Origin of the sequence: Dysgonomonas gadei ATCC BAA-286 (assembly GCF_000213555.1) — a bacterium.
Classification (GTDB): domain Bacteria; phylum Bacteroidota; class Bacteroidia; order Bacteroidales; family Dysgonomonadaceae; genus Dysgonomonas; species Dysgonomonas gadei.
Map to the genome: position 1 here is coordinate 144602 of NZ_GL891981.1, position 19452 is coordinate 164053.

A 19452-nucleotide genomic window follows, 5' to 3' on the forward strand; every position below is an offset into this window, starting at 1 on the left:
TAATTAGTTTTCGAATTCATGGTTGTTAGTAATTTATTCTAGTGTGTTTTTCTTCCGGTTATTTCCTGAGCCGGACGAATAAACTTTCATGAGGTTCCAGTACTTTTTTCAGAGGGGTATCAGTAGTACCCATTTCCTGCTGTGTCCATATGTTTTTGATTTTTCTCGGTATGCGTTTCATGTATAATGAGCCGTTTTCGAGGCTTTCGTCATATACTGTATCGAAATTCCAGTTATAGTCGAGGTCGATATTGAAATTATTCCGGTTTATGAACAGGAATGCCACATCTCCATCCGATAAGGCTTTGACGAGAATGTCTATACCATTCAATGTGACAAACCGGAATGCTGTTTTGCCTAACTTATCCTGATTGATTGCGATAGCCTCTTTGTTGAGAAGTATTTCCTTTGTCAGTGCGTCCATATTGCGGATATCGTTTCCGGCCATTAATGGTGCCGACATCATGCTCCAGATAGCGAAATGTGAACGATACTCATTTTCTGTCTGTCCTCCATTGCCGATTTCGAGCATCTCCAGGTCGTTCCAATGCCCGGGGCCGGAATATTGATTAATGGTGAGTGCCTTGTCTAATATTTGTAATACGCCTACTCCTCCCCAGTTGAACTTACAATCATAACAGTCACGTATATCGGCTGTGATGCGCCATAGATGGCCTATGCCTTTACCCCATTCCCAAGGTTTGTTTTCGCCCCATTCGCATATGCTGAATACGATAGGTCTGCCACACGCCTTTAATGCGTCGCTCATCGTTTTATAGGCGGCTTTAGCATCCTGGCCTTCATTGTAGCACCAGTCGTATTTGAGGTAATCGACACCCCATCCGGCATACTGGCGTGTATCCTGAAACTGGTATCCACGGCTGCCCGGCCTTCCCTGACATGTTTTGCTCCCTGCACAGGAGTATATCCCGAATTTGAGACCTAAACTGTGGACATAGTCGGCAACAGGTTTCATTCCGTTGGGAAAGTGGTCTTTATCTACTATAATATTTCCTTCCTCATCGCGTCCGGTTTGCCAGCAGTCGTCGATCACCACATATTCGTAGCCGGCATCTTTCATTCCTGATGAAACAATGGCGTCGGCCATCTCTTTAATCAGTTTTTCGCTGACGTTGCATCCGAATTTATTCCAGCTGTTCCATCCCATTGGTGGAGTTTGGGCAAGTTTGTCAAATTCAGAAATGACTGATTGGCCTTGTTTCCCAAATTCCTGTTGAGCAAGGGAGAAATTACAAATACCTATAAATAATAAAAAGAATGTGATAATGCTTTTCATACTATAATAAGTTTTAGATTCCGGTAATAATCAAAGAATTGAAGCGGGCAATTCCTCTATTGCAAAAGACGTTAAAATATGTTGAAGGCATATGCAACGAATCTCCAGAACAATGCGAAATTTATCCAAATTAATATTTTAACTATGATACAATAATTAAGATTAAATTGCATTAAACCAGTAGTTTGGGTATTCATTTGTAGGATTGTGCTATCTTTTTGAAATTTTGTGTTACCGGAAAAAGTGCGATATTTACACTTAAAACCTTTATACTATATGAAAACACGGATATTAAAGACATTCCTGGTGATAGTATGTTTTTTTCTTTTTACTTCTCCGCTTACAGGAATTGAGCTGAATTTTAAATATTACTTTGTAGAGAACGGACTGTCGTCGAACACTGTATATGCTATTGAGCAGGATTCGAGAGGTTATATCTGGATAGGAACAGAGGATGGACTCAACCGTTTCGACGGATATAATTTTCATTCATACAGGAATATACCAAGGGATAGCACATCTATCGTAAATAATTATATATATAGTCTTTATGAAGATATAAACAAGAAACTATGGGTAGGGACTGAAACCGGAATCTCTATTTATGATTATCAAAGCGACCGTTTCCGTACTTTTACAAATAGGACAAAGGAGAATATTCCACTTAACGATAAGATACAGAATATTTTATCCGATGAGAATGAGAATATATGGATAAGTTCATTTAAACAAGGAGTGTTTTTTTATAACAGACACACAGATGTGTTAAAGCTGTACTCCTTTAATAAATACGTGAAAAACAAACAGGAGCCGGTTTTTACGACCTGTGTTTACAAAGACCGCGATAATACGATATGGGCATTAGTTAATAATACAATATATCAGTTATATAAATTAGATAAGAAGAAAGATGAGTTTGTTCCTGCATTTCCTGATACTAACTCCGATCTGTTGTGCCAACTCCGAGGATATACCCTGTTGGAAGATACCTTCGGTATGCTATGGCTGGGAACATGGACTAATGGCCTTTTCGAAATAGATAAGAAAACCGGAATTAAAGGTAATTATCTGAACACAGAGAATGCAGACAAAATACTCCATATTCATTCCCTGATGGAATATGAGCCGGGGAAGCTGCTGATAGGCTCGAATGACGGGCTGACTTCTTTCAGCATATCGCCTGTTATCGGCAATAAGAGAGAGTCTCATATCAAGGAGCCGGTATTATCGAACCGTTTTGTTTACCCTATTTATAAGGATAGGGAAGGCGGACTTTGGATAGGTACTTATTATGGAGGTATTAATTATGCATCTCCTAACAGGAACTATTTTACAAGTTATACGCACGATAGATATGAAAATTCGATAAGTGGTAATGTTGTGAGTACATTCTGTGAAGACGCATCCGGTAACCTATGGATAGGGACAGATGACGGGGGACTGAACTTCTTCAATACAAAAACAGAAAAATTCATTGCATATAAGCCCGATAAAAAAAGGAACAGTCTTTCTTATCACAATGTACATGCTCTGTGTATATACGATGATAACTTATGGATAGGAACATATTCGGGAGGGTTGAATGTGATGGATCTGCGTACGAAGAAGTTTAAGTGCTATTATAACAATCCGTCAGATTCGACTTCTCTGGATGCTAATAATGTATATGCTTTATATAAGGATTCCCGTGATAATCTCTGGATTGGTACCACAACAGGAGTAAATCTCTATGACCGCAAAACGGATAGTTTTCTCCGTATGAAAAAATTGAATACGTTGATTATAGATATACTTCAAGTGGAAAATACGATCTGGGTAGCTACTATCGGAGACGGGATTCATACCTACAATCTGGATACAAAGCAATGGCATGCATACCAGTTTGATCCGGAGGATAAGTCTTCTTTGATCAGTAACGATGTTATTTGCCTTTGTCTCGATGAGTCCGGCCAGCTATGGATAGGAACAAATAGCGGTTTGTGCCGGTACGATGCGAAAACTCAATCTTTTATACAAATATCGGTTAATTTTCAGAGCAATTCAATTTGCAGTATATTCAGTGATAATGGTTTCCTGTGGATAGCAACCACCCGCGGGTTAGTAAGTCTCGACCCTAAAACCAATCAATACCGTATTTTTACTAAAGGGGATGGATTGTTGAGTGACCAGTTTACAGGAAAGTCTGGGATAAAGACATCTTCCGGCAGAATATATTTGGGGACAGCAACCGGATTCAATGCTTTTTATCCTAAGCAGATTGTGATAAACCGATCTATTCCGTTAATAGAGATTACAGATTTTCAGTTGTTTAATAAGTCTGTGAATTTTTACGATTATCTATCATATGGCGAAGATAGCATCCGGCAGATAACATTACCCTACAATAAAAATGGCTTTAGTTTCGAATATACGGCACTAAGTTATTTTGCCCCTGAAAAAAATGAATATGCTTTTATGCTCGAAGGTTTCGATAAGCACTGGAACTATGTAGGTAAAGTACGTAAGGCAGCTTATACGAATATACCTCCGGGAGAATATTTCTTTAAGGTCAAAGCATCGAACAATGACGGTATATGGAACGATACGGGATTGAAAATTAAACTGGTGATTACCCCTCCGTTCTGGTGGAATAACTGGTCTGTGACCTTTTATATATTGTTAGCCACTGCTGCATCCATCGCTTTTCTTACTTATATAAGGAACAGGGATGAAAAAAGGAATAGGGAGAGGATTGAGAAAATAAAGAATGAGCAGGAAAAAGAGGCGTATGACTCTAAAATAAATTTCTTTACTTCCATTGCTCACGAGATACGCACTCCTGTGAGTCTTATTATAGGGCCATTGGAACAAATTATAGAAACTTCGGATACTTTGCCCGAGCATATAAAGGGCGATCTGAATATTATAGACCGTAATAGCCAGAGGCTTCTTAACCTGGTGAACCAATTACTCGATTTCAGAAAGATAGAAAGGGAGACGATACAAATTACTTTATCGGATCAGAATGTATATGAATTCTTATTAAATATGTATGACCGCTTTAAATCTTATGTGGAACATAAGCATATCAGATTCGTTTATACATACGATGATAAGGACTTCCGTACCGCAATAGATGTAGAGAATCTGACAAAGGTGGTAAGTAATCTGCTCAACAATGCATCCAAATATACGAAAGACTACATAGAGCTTATATTTCGCTCTGATGTAGAAGGTAATAAATATATAATATGTGTAAAAGATAATGGAGATGGGATATCTGAAAATGAGAGGGAGAAGATTTTTAAACCTTTCTATCAGATATCCGGTAACCATAAGGCTGGTACGGGTTTGGGGCTCTATCTGGTAAAAACGATTGTGGATGCTTGTAACGGGAGTATAGATATTGAAAGTGAACCGGGTAAAGGACTTTCTGTATCTATTACACTTCCAATGAATATTATAAACGTGGAACAGTCGATTGAACAGGGACGTGAATCACACGAAGAGGTATTGCAAAGCGATGTAAATGATACTCTTTCAGATATTAACTTAAAGGAGTCTTTACAAGAGGAGGACAGGCAAACTATCCTGATTGTAGAAGATAATCCGGATATGCAGGAATTTATCAGAAAGAATCTGATTTTAGGATATAATGTCCTTCTGGCAAATGATGGCATAGAAGGAATAAAATTATTGGAAAAGGAGGAAATCGACCTGATCATAAGCGATATTATGATGCCCAATATGGATGGGATAGAATTCTGTAATAAGGTAAAGAATAGTTTACTCTGGAATCATATCCCTTTGATAATGCTGACGGCCAAAACTAATATTGCATCGAAGATCGAAGCCTTGGAAACAGGAGCCGACGCGTATATAGAGAAACCGTTTTCGATCTCATTCCTTTCAGTGCAGATAAGGAATCTGCTCGAATCGAGGCGAAGCCTGTTGAAGAAATTTACGGAGACACCATTTGCCTCTTTGAAAAGCATCGCGGGAAACAGGGGAGACGAAGAGTTCCTTGCAAAGGTGAATGATATTATAGAAAAGAATATTGCCAATGTTGATTTCACAATCGAGTATTTAGCAGAAGAGCTTCATATCAGTAGTTCCGGCTTATTTGCCAAGATAAAAAACCTGTCGGGTATCACCCCGAATAAACTGTTACTGATGGTAAGACTGAAAAGGGCGACAGAATTATTGAATGAAAATAAATACCGCGTAAATGAGGTCTGCTATATGGTCGGATTTAATAATCCGTCGTATTTTGCCAAATGTTTCCAGAAACAGTATGGGGTACTGCCATCTGATTTTCTGGAAAGGCGTGATAAAACCTGATGCTATTCTTTAGTTTTGGATAGCCTGTATTCTTTCGGCGACATATCATATTGCTTCGAGAATTCCCTGTAGAAATAAGACTTGTTGGTAAATCCGGATTTGAACATGATTTCAGATACGGTCAGCTTCGTAGTTATCAAAAGCTGTGATGCGTAATTGAGCCGGATTGTTCTTACAAATTCGCTGGGGGTCTTATCTGCCATGTTCTTTAATTTCCGGTACAATGTTGCTTTACTCAACCCAAGAGCGTCGGCTATTGCATTCGGGTTTAATGATTCGTCGTCCATATTCTTCTCAATGAATGATACTATCTCCTGCAACAACCGTTCATCATCCTGATGAATTGTTATGCCGTCTTTTACAGTAATTGACGAAAGGCTCGAATTGAAAAAATCTTTCAGTACGGAGCGTTTATTTACCAGGTTTTGCACGGTAGTCAACACATGACGTGGATGGAAAGGCTTTGTAATATACAGATCCGCTCCATGTTGATATGCATTGATATGGTCTTCCACCGAGCTTTTCGCCGATACATTTATAATTGGTATATGCGCCGTCTTCGGATCGGATTTGAGTTTATCTATAAGCCCCATTCCATCCATATTCGGCATCAATACGTCACTTAATATTATATCCGGCATATTCTGCTCTATCATCGATACGGCCTCTTCCCCGTCTCCGGCCTCACTGATATTATAGTAGGGGCTTAATATATCTTTAAGAAGTTCCCGTATATTTTTTTCGTCTTCGACAATCAAGATAGAAATATCTTTCTTATCATAGATTTGCGGACTTATAGCTATCCGGTCATCATCCTGGCTGTCTATTGCTGAAATCAGCTGATTGGATTTCATCGGAGGAATATCTATTTCGAACATGACGTATTCTCCCAGTTTGCTTGATACACTGATTTCTCCGCCGAGCATTTCGGTCAGGCTTTTTGTCAGACCTAGTCCGATGCCTGTACTTGTCGAGTTCTGTAACTTGGATGTTTCCAGGATTTTGAAGCGGTTAAACACTTCGGACATTTGTCTGTCTGTTAGTCCCTTTCCGGAATTCTTAATACTTATATGCAGATTATTGTTTTGTGTAACGCTGATAAGTATGAAGCCATTCGCCGGGGTATATTTGAAAGCATTAGAAATAAGATTGAATATAATTTTTTCCAATGAATTACGGTCGGTAATAATAGTAGATATACTACCCGTTTCCACCCTGAATTCTATTTTGTTTTCCTGTGCTATTTCCGTATAGTTATCCGTGATATATTCTATCAAAAGTTTTATATCTATACTTTCCGGATGCAGAGGTGTGTGTCCCGATTCTACTTTCCGGAACTCCATCAGTTCGTTGATCAGTTTTTGCATCCTGTCGGCATTGTTTTTTATTATCTGTATATACCGTTTTGTGTAGCCGTCGAGGTCCGCTTTCTCGAGCAAATGCTGCGCGGGTCCGTATATAAGTGTGAGCGGAGTAAAGAATTCGTGAGCAACATTGGTGAAGAAATTGAGTTTCGACTCGTGCATCTTCTCCTGGTTCTGTTTTTCTATATGTTCGAGCAGTAATTGCCTGTTGAGTCTTATCCTGTTTCTTATCACTGAGTATGCTATATACATGATGATAAGTGCCAAAATAATGTATATAATAAAGGCCATAGTACTCAGCCACCACGGATATGCCACATCTATACTTAAAGTATATATATTGTCACCCCATACCCTGTCGCCGTTTGTCACTTTTACTTCCAATTGGTATTTTCCGGGAGGTAATTTTGTGAATACAATGTTGGGATTGTTGCCATTGTTTATCCATTCATCCGAAAAGTTGAGCAAACGATAGTCGTATTCACAATTTTCGTTATTGATGAAGTCATGCGCAATGAATGAAAATGTTACATATGCTTCGTCATATGCCAGTTTTAGTGTATTATCATTTATGCGTTCATTGATATTCTGTGCGGTATTGAATATCCTCAGATTACTCAAGCCAATAGATGGGTTAAAGTCTCTCAGATGTATCTTTTCCGGGTTGAAATAATTGAATCCGTTCACTCCTCCGAAATAGAGAATCTTATCTTCATCCTTATAATAGGCTCCGTCAGAGAATTCATCGTTCTGAAGCCCGTCCTTCGATGAATAGTTTGTAATACTATGGTCTGATAGATTAATATGGGAAATTCCCTGATTGGTACTGATCCATATATCGCCTGTCCCATCTTCAAGAATACCGTGTATCGTATTGTTGGCCAGTCCTTCTCTTTCTGTATATTCCTGTATCCCTGATGGATTGTTGTTCAATCTGAGGCGGTTAAGCCCATAGCTTGTGCCAATCCACAGACTTTCAGTATCTCTTGTCAGGGAAAGAACGTCATTGTTTGTCAGGGAAAGATTATTGTCTATATCTTCTATCCGTTCAAATGATTTATCCTCTATATTAAACCGACTTATGCCTCCTCCACGCGTACCCAGCCATAACTGGTTTTTATCCACTCCCGAAGTTATTGAGTATATGACATTGTTATTGAGTGAATTATGTGTGTCGGCAGATGTGTATTGTTCTATGTCCAGCACTTCATATTGGTTTGCTCTTTTTGTCAATGCTATTTTTATAAGCCCGTAGCCGGATGTCCCTAACCATAACAACGAGTCATTATTTGTAAAATGGATGCTATAAACTGCTCTAAAGACAGGGTACTTAGCAGGAATACTTAGTCTGCGCAGCTCTTTATCTTTCGATAATATATTGATACCTTCACCTTCAGTGCCGATGAATATATCTCCTGATTGGTTCTTTCTTATCGTATATACAGAGTTTGATATTAATCCCGAACTGATATTTAAGAAGTCGGATAATTTCCCTGTTTCCTTTTCGAACATTTTGATCCCGTCTCCCTTCGTTCCTACTAATATTTCATTCCGGTTATACTGACAAAAGCTTCTTACCGGATGGTTCGTATAAACTGTTTTGAACGGAGAGTCATATTCATATGCCTTAAGTATACCCTGACCGTCCGTTCCTATCCAAAGTATATCCTGACTGCCTGAAAAAAGCGAGAATATGGATATTCTGGGAGAAATACTCTGTATTGGCTGATATACTTTCGTATTCAGATTATAGGTTTCACAGCCTCCTTCGTAATAGCTTATCAATAAGTTACCTTTATAAAACACAACCTGAGAGATAGTCTTGTTCTTGTCAAAGTCAATGGTACTTGGATAAAGATTCTTGTCATCTATTATTTTTAAATATCCCGGATAATTCAGTACCAGCATATTATTATGTAGCATAAATATGTTGGATACAGGCTTTTCCTGCTCTAAGTATCTGGGTTGGGATAATGTAATCTCTTTATCCTGATATAATAATTTAGACTGATGCAGTTTTCCGTTTTCATATAAGAAATATATATTATCATTTCTATCAATCGCAAAGGTTTTGACAGTACCGTCAATTAGGGAATGGTTTACCGGGATAAACGTCTGCTGCCCGGTATCGAAACGGAATAGTCCTTGCTGCTTTACATAACATATGATATCTTTCCGGGAAGTAATTCCAATGAGAAAAGACCTCTCTTGCTTCGGTATCTGATGTTCTGTCCCTAGAAAATAATTTGTAAATCCCTGAGACTGTTTATTCCACCTGTTCACGCCATAATCTGTTGCTATCCAGAGATAGTTTGGGTCTGACTCCAGAATTTGCCGGATTACATTATTGCTTATCGAGGATTTGTTATTCCGGTTGTAACGGTAGGTTTTAAAATCTCTCCCGTTATACGAATTGAGGCCGTCCCATGTGCCTATCCATATTGTTTGTTCCGAATCCTCGAAAATACAGTTCACAGAATTATTGGACAGCCCGTCGGTATTGGACAGTTGTTTAACCGTATTCTGGGAATAAGTAATCATAGGTATTATAAAGAAACAGAATATAATACCGGAGATAATAGAATATATGGTTTTGAATGAATTCATATTACAAAGATATCAGCATATCGAATCGCAAATTTAAACGAAATATGTTGTATAGCATATGTATACCCTTTTGAGAATATAGTATACCTCTTTCCAGATGCGGGTTTATAGATTTGTTGCGAATTCGGAATTGTAATGATACTAATTTTTAATCATGAAAAATATGGATATAGCAAAAAGATTTTCTCAAAACCCATTATTAAAACCTTCAGACCTGAAACCGGGAATCGAAGGTATGGAAATAACCTGCCTCCTGAATCCGGGTGTTTTCAGATTTGATGGCAAAATCTGGCTGCTGCTACGTGTGGCCGAGCGCCCCACTCAAAAAGAAGGAATCATCAGCTTCCCGGTATATAACAAAGATGGTAAAATAGAAGTTCTTTCTTTTGACGCTAAAGATCCTAAACTGGATGCATCCGACCCGCGCGTGATAGGATACGAAGGTAAGAATTACCTGACAACAATGTCATACCTTCGATTAGTTTCCAGCCAAGACGGGATTCACTTCAAAGAGGAAAGTGAATATCCTCCCATCTTTGGAGAAGGAGAACTGGAATCGTTTGGTATTGAGGATTGCCGCGTGGCTACGACAGAAGACGGCTTCTTCCTGACCTTTACCGAAGTGTCGCCTGTAGCGGTGGGAGTAGGGCTGATACATACCCGAAACTGGAAGGACTATACACGTCATGGCATGATATTCCCTCCGCATAACAAAGATTGTGCATTGTTTGAAGAAAAGATAAATGGAAAATATTTTGCGTTGCACCGTCCAAGCAGTCCCGAACTGGGAGGAAACTATATCTGGCTGGCCGAATCGCCGGACCGTCTCCATTGGGGTAACCACAGATGTATTGCGACCACACGTGACGGTATGTGGGATTGTGCCCGCGTAGGGGCAGGAGCAGCGCCTATTAGAACGAAGGCCGGCTGGCTGGAGATATATCACGGGGCCGATTTCAATCACCGTTATTGCCTTGGTGCTCTTTTGCTGGACCTGAATGATCCGTCTAAAGTTCTGGCACGCAGTACAGAGCCTATTATGGAGCCAATAGCGCCATACGAGCAAACCGGATTTTTCGGTAATGTGGTATTTACAAACGGGCATCTGGTAGATGGCGATACAATCAGAATGTACTACGGGGCAAGTGATGAGGTTATTTGCGGAGCCGAATTCTCGATAACAAAAATCCTTAATACATTAAAATAATAGGCTAAAAATCTGAAATGAATAAACTGAAAAAAGAATATATGTTCTTTAAACAGCAAGAGCCGAATATGCGCACCTTGCTGATGACTAATATGCTCTATGCATTGGTTCTCCCTGTAGTGGAAATATTTGTGGGGGCCTATGTTATGCGCAATACCAGCGACCCCATATCGGTCGCGTTCTACCAACTGTTCATGTATATAGGGATAGTGGCAACCTCATTCCTGAATGGATATCTGCTTCGTTATGTAAATGTAAAGACATTGTATGCCGGGGGAATTTTGGTCAGCGGATTATCAATGTTTGCAATGATGTCTGTCAAATCACTTGGTTTTGTGGAACTGGGGGTAGCAGGCTTTGCAATAGGTGCCGCCTCAGGTTTTTTCTGGACAAACAGGTATCTGCTGGCATTGAATAATACAACCGATAGTAACCGAAATTATTTCTTCGGACTCGAATCATTCTTCTTCTCCATTGCTTCCATTAGTGTTCCGTTGGTGATAGGAGCTTTCCTGAGTCAGATAGACGGTAAAGAATTGTTTGGCATGGTGGTGAATATAAATCTGGCTTACCAGCTGGTAACTATCGGTGTCATCATATTGACGGTTATCGCGTGTATTGTATTGTGGAAAGGAAAATTTACCAATCCGGTACAGAAAGATTTTATATACTTCCGCTTTTGCCTTCTTTGGCGCAAGATGTTAGTTTTGTCGTCTTTGAAAGGCATGGTTCAGGGTTTTCTGGTAACAGCTCCGGCAATTCTGGTGCTCAAACTTGTCGGTGACGAGGGGGCGTTGGGGCTTATACAGGGGGTTAGCGGAGCATTAACAGCGATTCTTGTCTATGTTCTGGGACGTATAGCCCAACCTAAAGACAGGCTGAAAATATTTGTGGCGGGGTTAATTATATTCTTTGCAGGAACCTTATTCAATGGAATTTTGTTTACAGCGACAGGAGTGATTATTTTCGTATTATGTAAAGTGATTTTCCAGCCGTTATTCGATCTGGCTTACTTCCCTATTATGATGCAGACCATAGATGCCGTTGTAAAAATAGAGAAACGCAACGAGTATACTTATATCCTTAGTCACGAATTCGGCTTATTTATCGGACGTGCAGCCGGATTGATCCTGTTTATTATACTGGCTTTCGGAGTTTCGGAAGATTTTGCTCTGAAGTACGCCCTTATTCTGGTAGGAGCTATCCAGCTGATAGCTTATCCTTTAGCAAAGAACATTATCAAACAAACGAATACTATTAATGAAAATGAACAAAACTAAAACGCCTTTAATCTGTTTGATTTCCTTACTATTTATGGCTTGCTCCGGAAAGGACATTTCATACGGGAGCAAAGTGGAGCAGGTCTCGATTGCACGGGTCGATTCTATGCCCGATATGCCCGGCTCTTATAAAATGCTGGATTGGGAAGCCAAGGCCAAATCTTTTGACAGCTTCGTTTTCGACTGGAACAATAAGAGTGAAGTCGGTTCTATGATCTGGCTCGATGATAGCCGCAGGAACATAGAGCAACCTACATTCGGACTATACACAGCCGTAAAAGATATCCGTCAGGGCAAGAATGCCAATAACGGAGAATTCCATGAGAGCCTGAACTCATTGGCTGCGCTTTTAGGAGCGGGGTTGGTAGGGATAGACAAAACGAATCAGGATGGATATAACTATGTGAAAATGGTTCAAAACTATTTCAACAAAGATAACGGGTGGAATATAGTGATGAATAATACAACGCCCGAAGTAGGTATGCTTGGCGGCGGATATGGGCGCGACTGGTGGTACGATGTGTTTCCGAATGCGCTGTACTATGCAGTTTGCGATGTATTCCCAGATGTAGACGGAGCCGAGCAGATACAACGCTCTATTGCTGAGCAGTTTGTTAAAGCAGACTCTGTTTTGGCCGGGAACTACGATTATTCATACTTCGACTATGCACGGATGCAGGGAATGGTGAACCATATACCGTTGCAACAGGATGCGGCAGGCGGACATGCTTATGTATTGCTTTGTGCCTATAATAAGTTTGGTGATCCCCGTTATCTGGCCCATGCCAAGAGCGCAACAGAAGCATTACTCTCCCAGAAAGAAAGCCGTTTTTATGAAATACTGTTACCATTGGGAGTTTATGCAGCTGCATATCTGAATGCCACAGAGGGTACAAATTACGATGTGCAAAAGTTACTCGATTGGACCTTCGATGGCTGTAAGAATCCCGATGGACGCAATGGCTGGGGAATTATTGTCGGCAAATGGGGTGATTATGAAGTTAACGGACTCCAGGGCAGTATTATCGACGGTGGAGGCTATGCCTTCCTGATGAATAGTATAAAGCCGGCGTGGCCTTTCGTATCTATGGTAAAGTATGAACCGAAATACGCTAAGGCAATAGGAAAATGGATGCTCAACAATGCAAATGCATGCCGTCTGTTCTTCCCGATGGAAATTGATGATGAACATCAGTGGGACCCTGAAATGAAGAGTATTACGAACGACAATATTTCTTACGAAGGACTGCGCCGTGTAGATGATTACGGCAAGTCTTCACTCAAAGGAAAGACTCCGGTCGCTCTGGGCGATGGACCAAAATGGGCGAAAGGGAATCCTCCGGCAAGTATGTTCAGTGTATATAGTTCCTCGCCGATGGGTATTTTCGGAGCTATAATAAAAGGGACAAATGTTGAGGGTATTCTTCAATTGAACTGTAATGCGACGGATTTCTATGCAGAGCGTCACTACCCTGTTTATTTGTATTATAATCCTCATAAGGAAAATAAATCAGTGAAATATTCGACAAAGGGAATTGTAGACCTCTTCGATATTGTAAGTAAAGAATATGTAGCTAAAAATGTATCGTCTGACGGTGTCTTCGAAATGCCTGCCGGTGATGCGCGTATTATAGTAGAACTTCCTGCCGGAACAAAACTGACCACAGATAACAATAAGGTGATTGCTGACGGCAAATACACTATTGCATACAAATAATAAATCTCACAAACCAATAATAAATAAAACCATGTTAAAACGTTTATTTTTCACTTGTCTTTTACTTTCTGTCTTTGCGAATATATTTGCACAGGAAGTAAAAACAATCTCCGGTGTGGTGACAGATTCATCTACAGGAGAGGCGTTAATCGGTGTTACAGTGGTAGAAACAGGTACTCCTAATGGTACTGTAACCGATATTGACGGCAAATTCACCCTGAATATCAAGGGAGATAAAATCACGGTTTCCTATGTCGGGTTCAACGCTCAGGAAATCACAGTATCCAAATCTACTGAAATGAATGTAAGGCTTGTGCCTAACACAGAACTGGATGAGGTAGTCGTAGTAGGCTATACCTCGATGAAGAAAAGGGAAGTATTGGGTGCCGTAACTAAGGTAAATTCGAAGGAACTTACGCAGGTTCCGGCTCCGGGGGTGTCTGAAGCCCTTCAGGGACGTGTTGCCGGGGTACAGGTCACTTCCGCTACAGGAGCACCGGGAGCCGGAGTTACAGTGCGTGTACGTGGTACAGGCTCGATAAACTCTTCTAATGATCCTCTATATATTATAGACGGGATTCCTTCCGAAAACGGGCTGAACTCTATTGTTCCTTCCGATATTGAGAATATTTCGGTACTGAAAGATGCATCTTCTGCTGCTATATATGGTTCCCGTGCAAACAATGGGGTTGTGTTGGTCACTACTAAAAAAGGACAGAATGGCAAGGTGAAAGTTGCTTATAACGGCCAGTTCGGAGTGCAGACTCACGGAAGCCTTCCAAAGATGGTAAACACGAACGAATATATAGATATTTATAATGTAGCGGCTAAAAATGACGGAAGAACATTGATAGAAGGTGGTCTGGTTAAGGATTTTGCAAACATAAATCACTTGGATGAAATTTTCAGGACTGCGCTACTGAATGTGCATGAATTATCTGTAAGCGGAGGTAAAGATAAGTTCGACTATCTCGCATCTTTTTCTTATTACAATCAGGAAGGTATTATCAAGAATAGTGATTATGAGAAATTCTCAGGACGTGTAAATCTAAACTATAAAGCTGCAAACTGGCTGAAACTGGGTCTGAATGTAAACGGAGGAAAGGCTAAGACTCATGTTGTACCAAGCTCCGGAGATGGTTACGGCAGCAATGAGGGCGGTAGTGTTGTACGGTATGCGTATATGCGTAATCCGGCAATTCCGACTTATGATGCAAACGGAAATTATGTGGATTTACCGAGCGAATATTTCGGACAGGCTGAATACAACAGCTTTTTCGGTGACGGTTACAATCCCGTAGGACTGGCGAATATGACGGATAGGGTGAGAGACGAAGATACTTTTCTGGGTAAGTTCAATGTAGAGGCTAAATTGCCATATAATATCGTATGGAATACCAATTTTGGGATCGACTATAGGAAAAGTGATTATAATATCAATAACAAAACTTGGGGAACAAATGACAGGATAAATAATCCAAGTTCCCTATTAGGGCAGAATAACGAAAGTCTGGGATGGACACTAAACTCTGTCTTCAATACAGTTCAGACATTCAACGATGTGCATACATTGAATGCAATGGCAGGTACAGAAGCGATCCGCTACAATGGTACGGACAAAAATACATCATCTTCTGTAAATGGTGATACCTTCTATTCAAATGACTGGGCTTATTCTTTACTTTCATTCTTTGGTAAGGTCGATTATAATTATAACTATAAATACTACTTGTCGGCATTGATTCGTCAGGATGGATCTTCACGCTTTACCGAAGGAAACAGATGGGGTACATTTTACTCAGTTTCTGCGGGATGGGATATACACGAAGAGGATTTCATGAAATCCATTAAGGCTATCAATCTCTTGAAACTACGTGCCGGATGGGGAGCTGTAGGTAATCAGAATATAGCTTTATATGCGTATACAGACAAATATACTCCATATTCAAACTATCCTTTCGGTGGAAATCCGTCTGTCGGATATATTCAAAGCCAATTGGGTAATGAAAAACTGAAATGGGAAACCAGCAACCAGTTTAACCTTGGATTGGATATGGCCTTCGCAAAAGGAGAATATGGCTTCAGCGTAGATTATTATAATAAGAAATCGAGCGATATGCTTGTACGTGCCCCACTGCCTCCGTCTATCGGCAACGCTTCCCCTTATTGGGTGAATGCAGGAAAAGTATTGAATGAAGGGGTTGATGTGGAACTGTTCGTTCGCAAGCAGTACAAGGATATGGGCTTTTCTGCTTCATTGAACTGGGGTTATCTGAACAATGAAGTCTTGGAACTGGATGCTCCTATACAGGCAGGCCGTGTGGATAATGGCGTTTTTGCAAAATATATAGAGAAAGGATATTCTATCGGTTCATTTTATCTTTATCAGATGGATGGAATATTCCAGAATGAAGAAGAAATAGTGAAATCGGCATATCAGGGATCAAATGTAAAACCGGGGGATGTTAAATATAAAGACCTGAATAACGATGGTGTAATTGATGAAAAAGACAGGAGCCATGTGGGTTCTTCTATTCCGAAACAAACACTCGGATTGAATCTTCAGGGTAATTATAAGAACTGGGACTTGTCCATCTTCTTTCAGGGAGCGTTTGGTCACGATATATATAACCAGATGGCTACTGAAACGGAAGGATTCTTCAGGGGTTTCTCCGTATCGAAAGACATGTATGATAATTATTGGAGAGGAGAGGGTACCTCTAACGAATATCCGAGACCGTCGTGGAGTGCGAAGTCAAATAATGTGATAGCATCTACCCGTTTTCTGGAAGACGCTTCATATTTGAGATTAAAGAACATTCAGCTGGGATATACTTTCCCTATCAAATCGAAATATATCAGCAGTCTGAGAGCGTTCGGAAGTGCTACCAATCTGTTCACCTTTACCGGATATAGCGGACTTGATCCCGAAATGACAGTAAGTTCCAATTCGACAGGAGAAGGTGATATGGCCAATGGTATAGACTGGGGTACTTATCCTGTTTCTAAATCCTTTACATTAGGAGTAAACATAACCTTTTAAAAATTACCTGAAATGAAAAAAATAGTAACAATACTAACTATATTAGGAATATTCTCCTTCAGTTCGTGTAACGATTTTCTGAATGAAGAGCTGGACGGTGAATATACATCCAACAATATATACAATACCGAAGAGGAAGCGAATCTGGCACTGACCGGAGTATATAACAGCTTGAGCTTTACCACTTCTTCAAATATGATCTGGGTATTCGGAGATGTTGCATCCGATGATGCTGTGAAAGGCGGAAGCGCATCCGACCAGGCCGAGATAGGTATGATTGACGATTTTAACATCAAATCGGACAACGGGATTCTGCTTTCATACTGGAAGTTTGCTTATGAAGGAATTAATCGCGCCAACAATGTAATACATGCTAACTATGGTGCGGGTGTTGATGATGGTGTTAAGCAGCAGATGATTGCACAGGCCAAGTTTATCAGAGCATATTATTATTTTAACTTGGTAAATATCTGGGGTAAAGTACCTTTAAGGATAGAGCCGGTAAATACTTCGAATGTAAATATGGGTTTGAGCGAAGTTGCTCAGATATATAGCCGGATAGAACAAGACCTGAATGATGCCGCGGGAGTATTACCTCCGGCTTATACGCAAACTGCAGACAAAGGGAGGATCACCAAAGGCGCTGCTTATGGTTTACTGGCTAAAGTGCAACTTTATCAGAAGAAATGGGATGATTGTATAATAACTATTACTACCAAGTTGGAGCCATTAGGGCTTTATGGACTTGAAACTAATTATGAAGACTTGTTCAAATTAGGAGCTGAAGACAGCAGAGAGGCAATATTTTCAATCCTGCACGAAAGCAATCAAAATCCCGGACTGGGTAATTCTCTGAATCAATGGTTTGCACCGCTTGTAGAAGGAGGATATTACTTCAATGCGCCGACAAATAATTATGTTCTGAGTTTCAGCGAACAAACAACGACAGGACAGACCGATCCCCGCCTCGATGCATCAATCGGCCGTTCGGGTAAAGAGTGGTTGAACGACGATGTGTTTGACCTCACATGGAGTATTACCGGTTATCTGGTGAAAAAGCACAATCAACCGCTGGCAGAAGTTCCGGCCGGAACAAAGGGTGATGGCGGACTGCCATATATCTACTTGCGTTATGCCGATATCTTGTTGATGAAAGCTGAAGCATATACGGAGGCAAATGATCTGGATAAGGCTGCCGCAGCTCTTAAACTGGTAAGGGACAGAGCCGGACTTGCGTATACCAAACCAGTGAATCAGGAGCAGATGCGGTCGGTTATCTATCTGGAACGTCGTCGCGAGCTTGGTTTTGAATTCCATCGCTTCTTCGATCTGATGCGTTGGGGAAAAGACGTGGCAACTCAGGCTTTAGGTTCTGATTTCAAATGGCAGGAGCCTCGCTATTATTTCCCTATACCGCAGAATGAATTGGATTCAAACAATGGTATTTAATCAACTAAAAACAATGACGATGAAAAAGAATAAGATATTTAGTATACTAATATTTGCCCTAATCCTTTCTTCTGCACTATTTATCAGTTGTAGTGACAGTGATAAGGAGGAATTTGTGGCAGGAGATACTACTAATTTAAAGAAAGAATTGAAAGAATGCTATGATTCCATTTCTGTAGCTACACCCGATAAGTTTACTACCGAGACTGTTAATGACTTCAAAAGCAAGGTAGATATTGTTAATGATATTGTAGAGCAAGGAAATGTTTCGCAACAGGAAGTTATTAACATGAGCATCCATATCAGAGAGGCCTTTACCCGTTTCCTTAATTCCAGAATGACAGGTATTCCGGAAGAAAATCTGTTAGCCGGATGGAGCTTTGATGAAGGAACAGGTACCTCACTCGTTGGTGACGGGGTAAAAGCCCTGACTGCTACTTTGAAACCGGGACCTTCTGAAATCTTCTCAACATCTGTACTACCGGAATTTGTGGATGATGGAGTAAACAAAGCGCTTTATTTCAAGAGTGGAGCACATCTGGAAGTAGAGAATTACAACCCTTCTGATTTCTTGGGCAAGAAGCTGAGTATTGCCGTATGGTTGAAGCCCGAAGTAATAAAAGGTGGTAATTATGTGGTTTCCATGAACTATTGGAACAATTGGAAATTCCAGATACAGGAGCAAGGTAAAGCATTCTTTACCATCAAATCTCAGGCTGGTTTTACCGATGCGGATAATGAAGCGGACCTTTCTGTTTCTACCGGCAGTTGGAAGCATGTTGTAGTTGTACTTGACCTCGAAAGTTCAAAATTGTCATTCTACATAAACGGATTACTGACAAAAGAGTGGACCAGCACCGGTAAGCCGAATCTCGTAGGCAGCCAGTCTGCACCGTATGTTTCTCCATTGGGTACTCAACTGCCGCTGATGATTGGGGCGGCAACGACCTACGCAGAGGCAAAAGCGTCATGGGATTGGTCAGGATGGGATACACCTACATCATGGGATCACTTCCAGGGGATGATGGATGAAATTAAATTCTATAATACGGCATTATTGAGCGGACAGGTTCAGTGGCTTTACAATCAGGAAGTAGAGAAACTGAAACAATAATAAAGGCTGACTTTTACCGGTCTCAGTATAGATCAAAATAATAAAGGAAGAGGC

At 40.4% G+C, this 19452-nt stretch carries 9 protein-coding genes; 7 read left to right on the forward strand and 2 right to left on the reverse strand.

The genetic code is table 11. The features are described from left to right. Positions 1 to 58: 58 nt before the first annotated feature. The gene (locus tag HMPREF9455_RS07305) at positions 59 to 1297 is read right to left on the reverse strand and encodes a glycoside hydrolase family 27 protein (protein ID WP_006798999.1); all 1239 of its coding nucleotides are present in this window, start codon (positions 1295 to 1297) and stop codon (positions 59 to 61) included. A gap of 276 nt (positions 1298 to 1573) precedes the next feature. Between HMPREF9455_RS07305 and HMPREF9455_RS07310 the strand changes: the two genes are divergently transcribed. After that, positions 1574 to 5617: a hybrid sensor histidine kinase/response regulator transcription factor gene (locus HMPREF9455_RS07310; RefSeq protein WP_006799000.1), complete on the forward strand. Its 4044-nt coding sequence runs from the start codon at positions 1574 to 1576 to the stop codon at positions 5615 to 5617. Between the two features lie 2 nt (positions 5618 to 5619). On the opposite strand, the gene HMPREF9455_RS07315 is transcribed toward HMPREF9455_RS07310, so the two are convergent. Further along, positions 5620 to 9588, reverse strand: a complete 3969-nt coding sequence (locus tag HMPREF9455_RS07315; RefSeq protein WP_185095955.1) for a hybrid sensor histidine kinase/response regulator transcription factor — start codon at positions 9586 to 9588, stop codon at positions 5620 to 5622. Between the two features lie 163 nt (positions 9589 to 9751). On the opposite strand from HMPREF9455_RS07315, the gene HMPREF9455_RS07320 reads away from it, so the two are divergent. Genes HMPREF9455_RS07320 through HMPREF9455_RS07345 form a run of 6 tightly spaced genes read left to right on the forward strand, consistent with a single transcriptional unit; the run spans position 9752 to position 19398 of the window. After that, positions 9752 to 10795, forward strand: a complete 1044-nt coding sequence (locus HMPREF9455_RS07320) for a glycoside hydrolase family 130 protein (protein WP_006799002.1) — start codon at positions 9752 to 9754, stop codon at positions 10793 to 10795. 17 nt (positions 10796 to 10812) lie between these two features. Continuing rightward, positions 10813 to 12075, forward strand: a complete 1263-nt coding sequence (locus HMPREF9455_RS07325) for an MFS transporter (protein ID WP_006799003.1) — start codon at positions 10813 to 10815, stop codon at positions 12073 to 12075. Continuing rightward, positions 12056 to 13792, forward strand: coding sequence for a hypothetical protein (locus HMPREF9455_RS07330; protein WP_006799004.1), 1737 nt, complete (start codon positions 12056 to 12058; stop codon positions 13790 to 13792). The genes HMPREF9455_RS07325 and HMPREF9455_RS07330 overlap by 20 nt, the downstream gene beginning before the upstream one ends. Before the next feature lie 31 nt (positions 13793 to 13823). After that, positions 13824 to 16835 (forward strand): SusC/RagA family TonB-linked outer membrane protein, encoded by a 3012-nt coding sequence (locus tag HMPREF9455_RS07335; RefSeq protein WP_006799005.1) that lies wholly within the window; start codon positions 13824 to 13826, stop codon positions 16833 to 16835. 12 nt (positions 16836 to 16847) lie between these two features. Continuing rightward, on the forward strand, positions 16848 to 18284 hold the full coding sequence (locus tag HMPREF9455_RS07340; RefSeq protein WP_006799006.1) for a RagB/SusD family nutrient uptake outer membrane protein: 1437 nt from the start codon (positions 16848 to 16850) through the stop codon (positions 18282 to 18284). Between the two features lie 19 nt (positions 18285 to 18303). Continuing rightward, entirely contained in the window at positions 18304 to 19398 is a 1095-nt protein-coding gene (locus HMPREF9455_RS07345) for a LamG domain-containing protein (protein ID WP_006799007.1), read from the forward strand. Positions 19399 to 19452 lie beyond the last annotated feature (54 nt).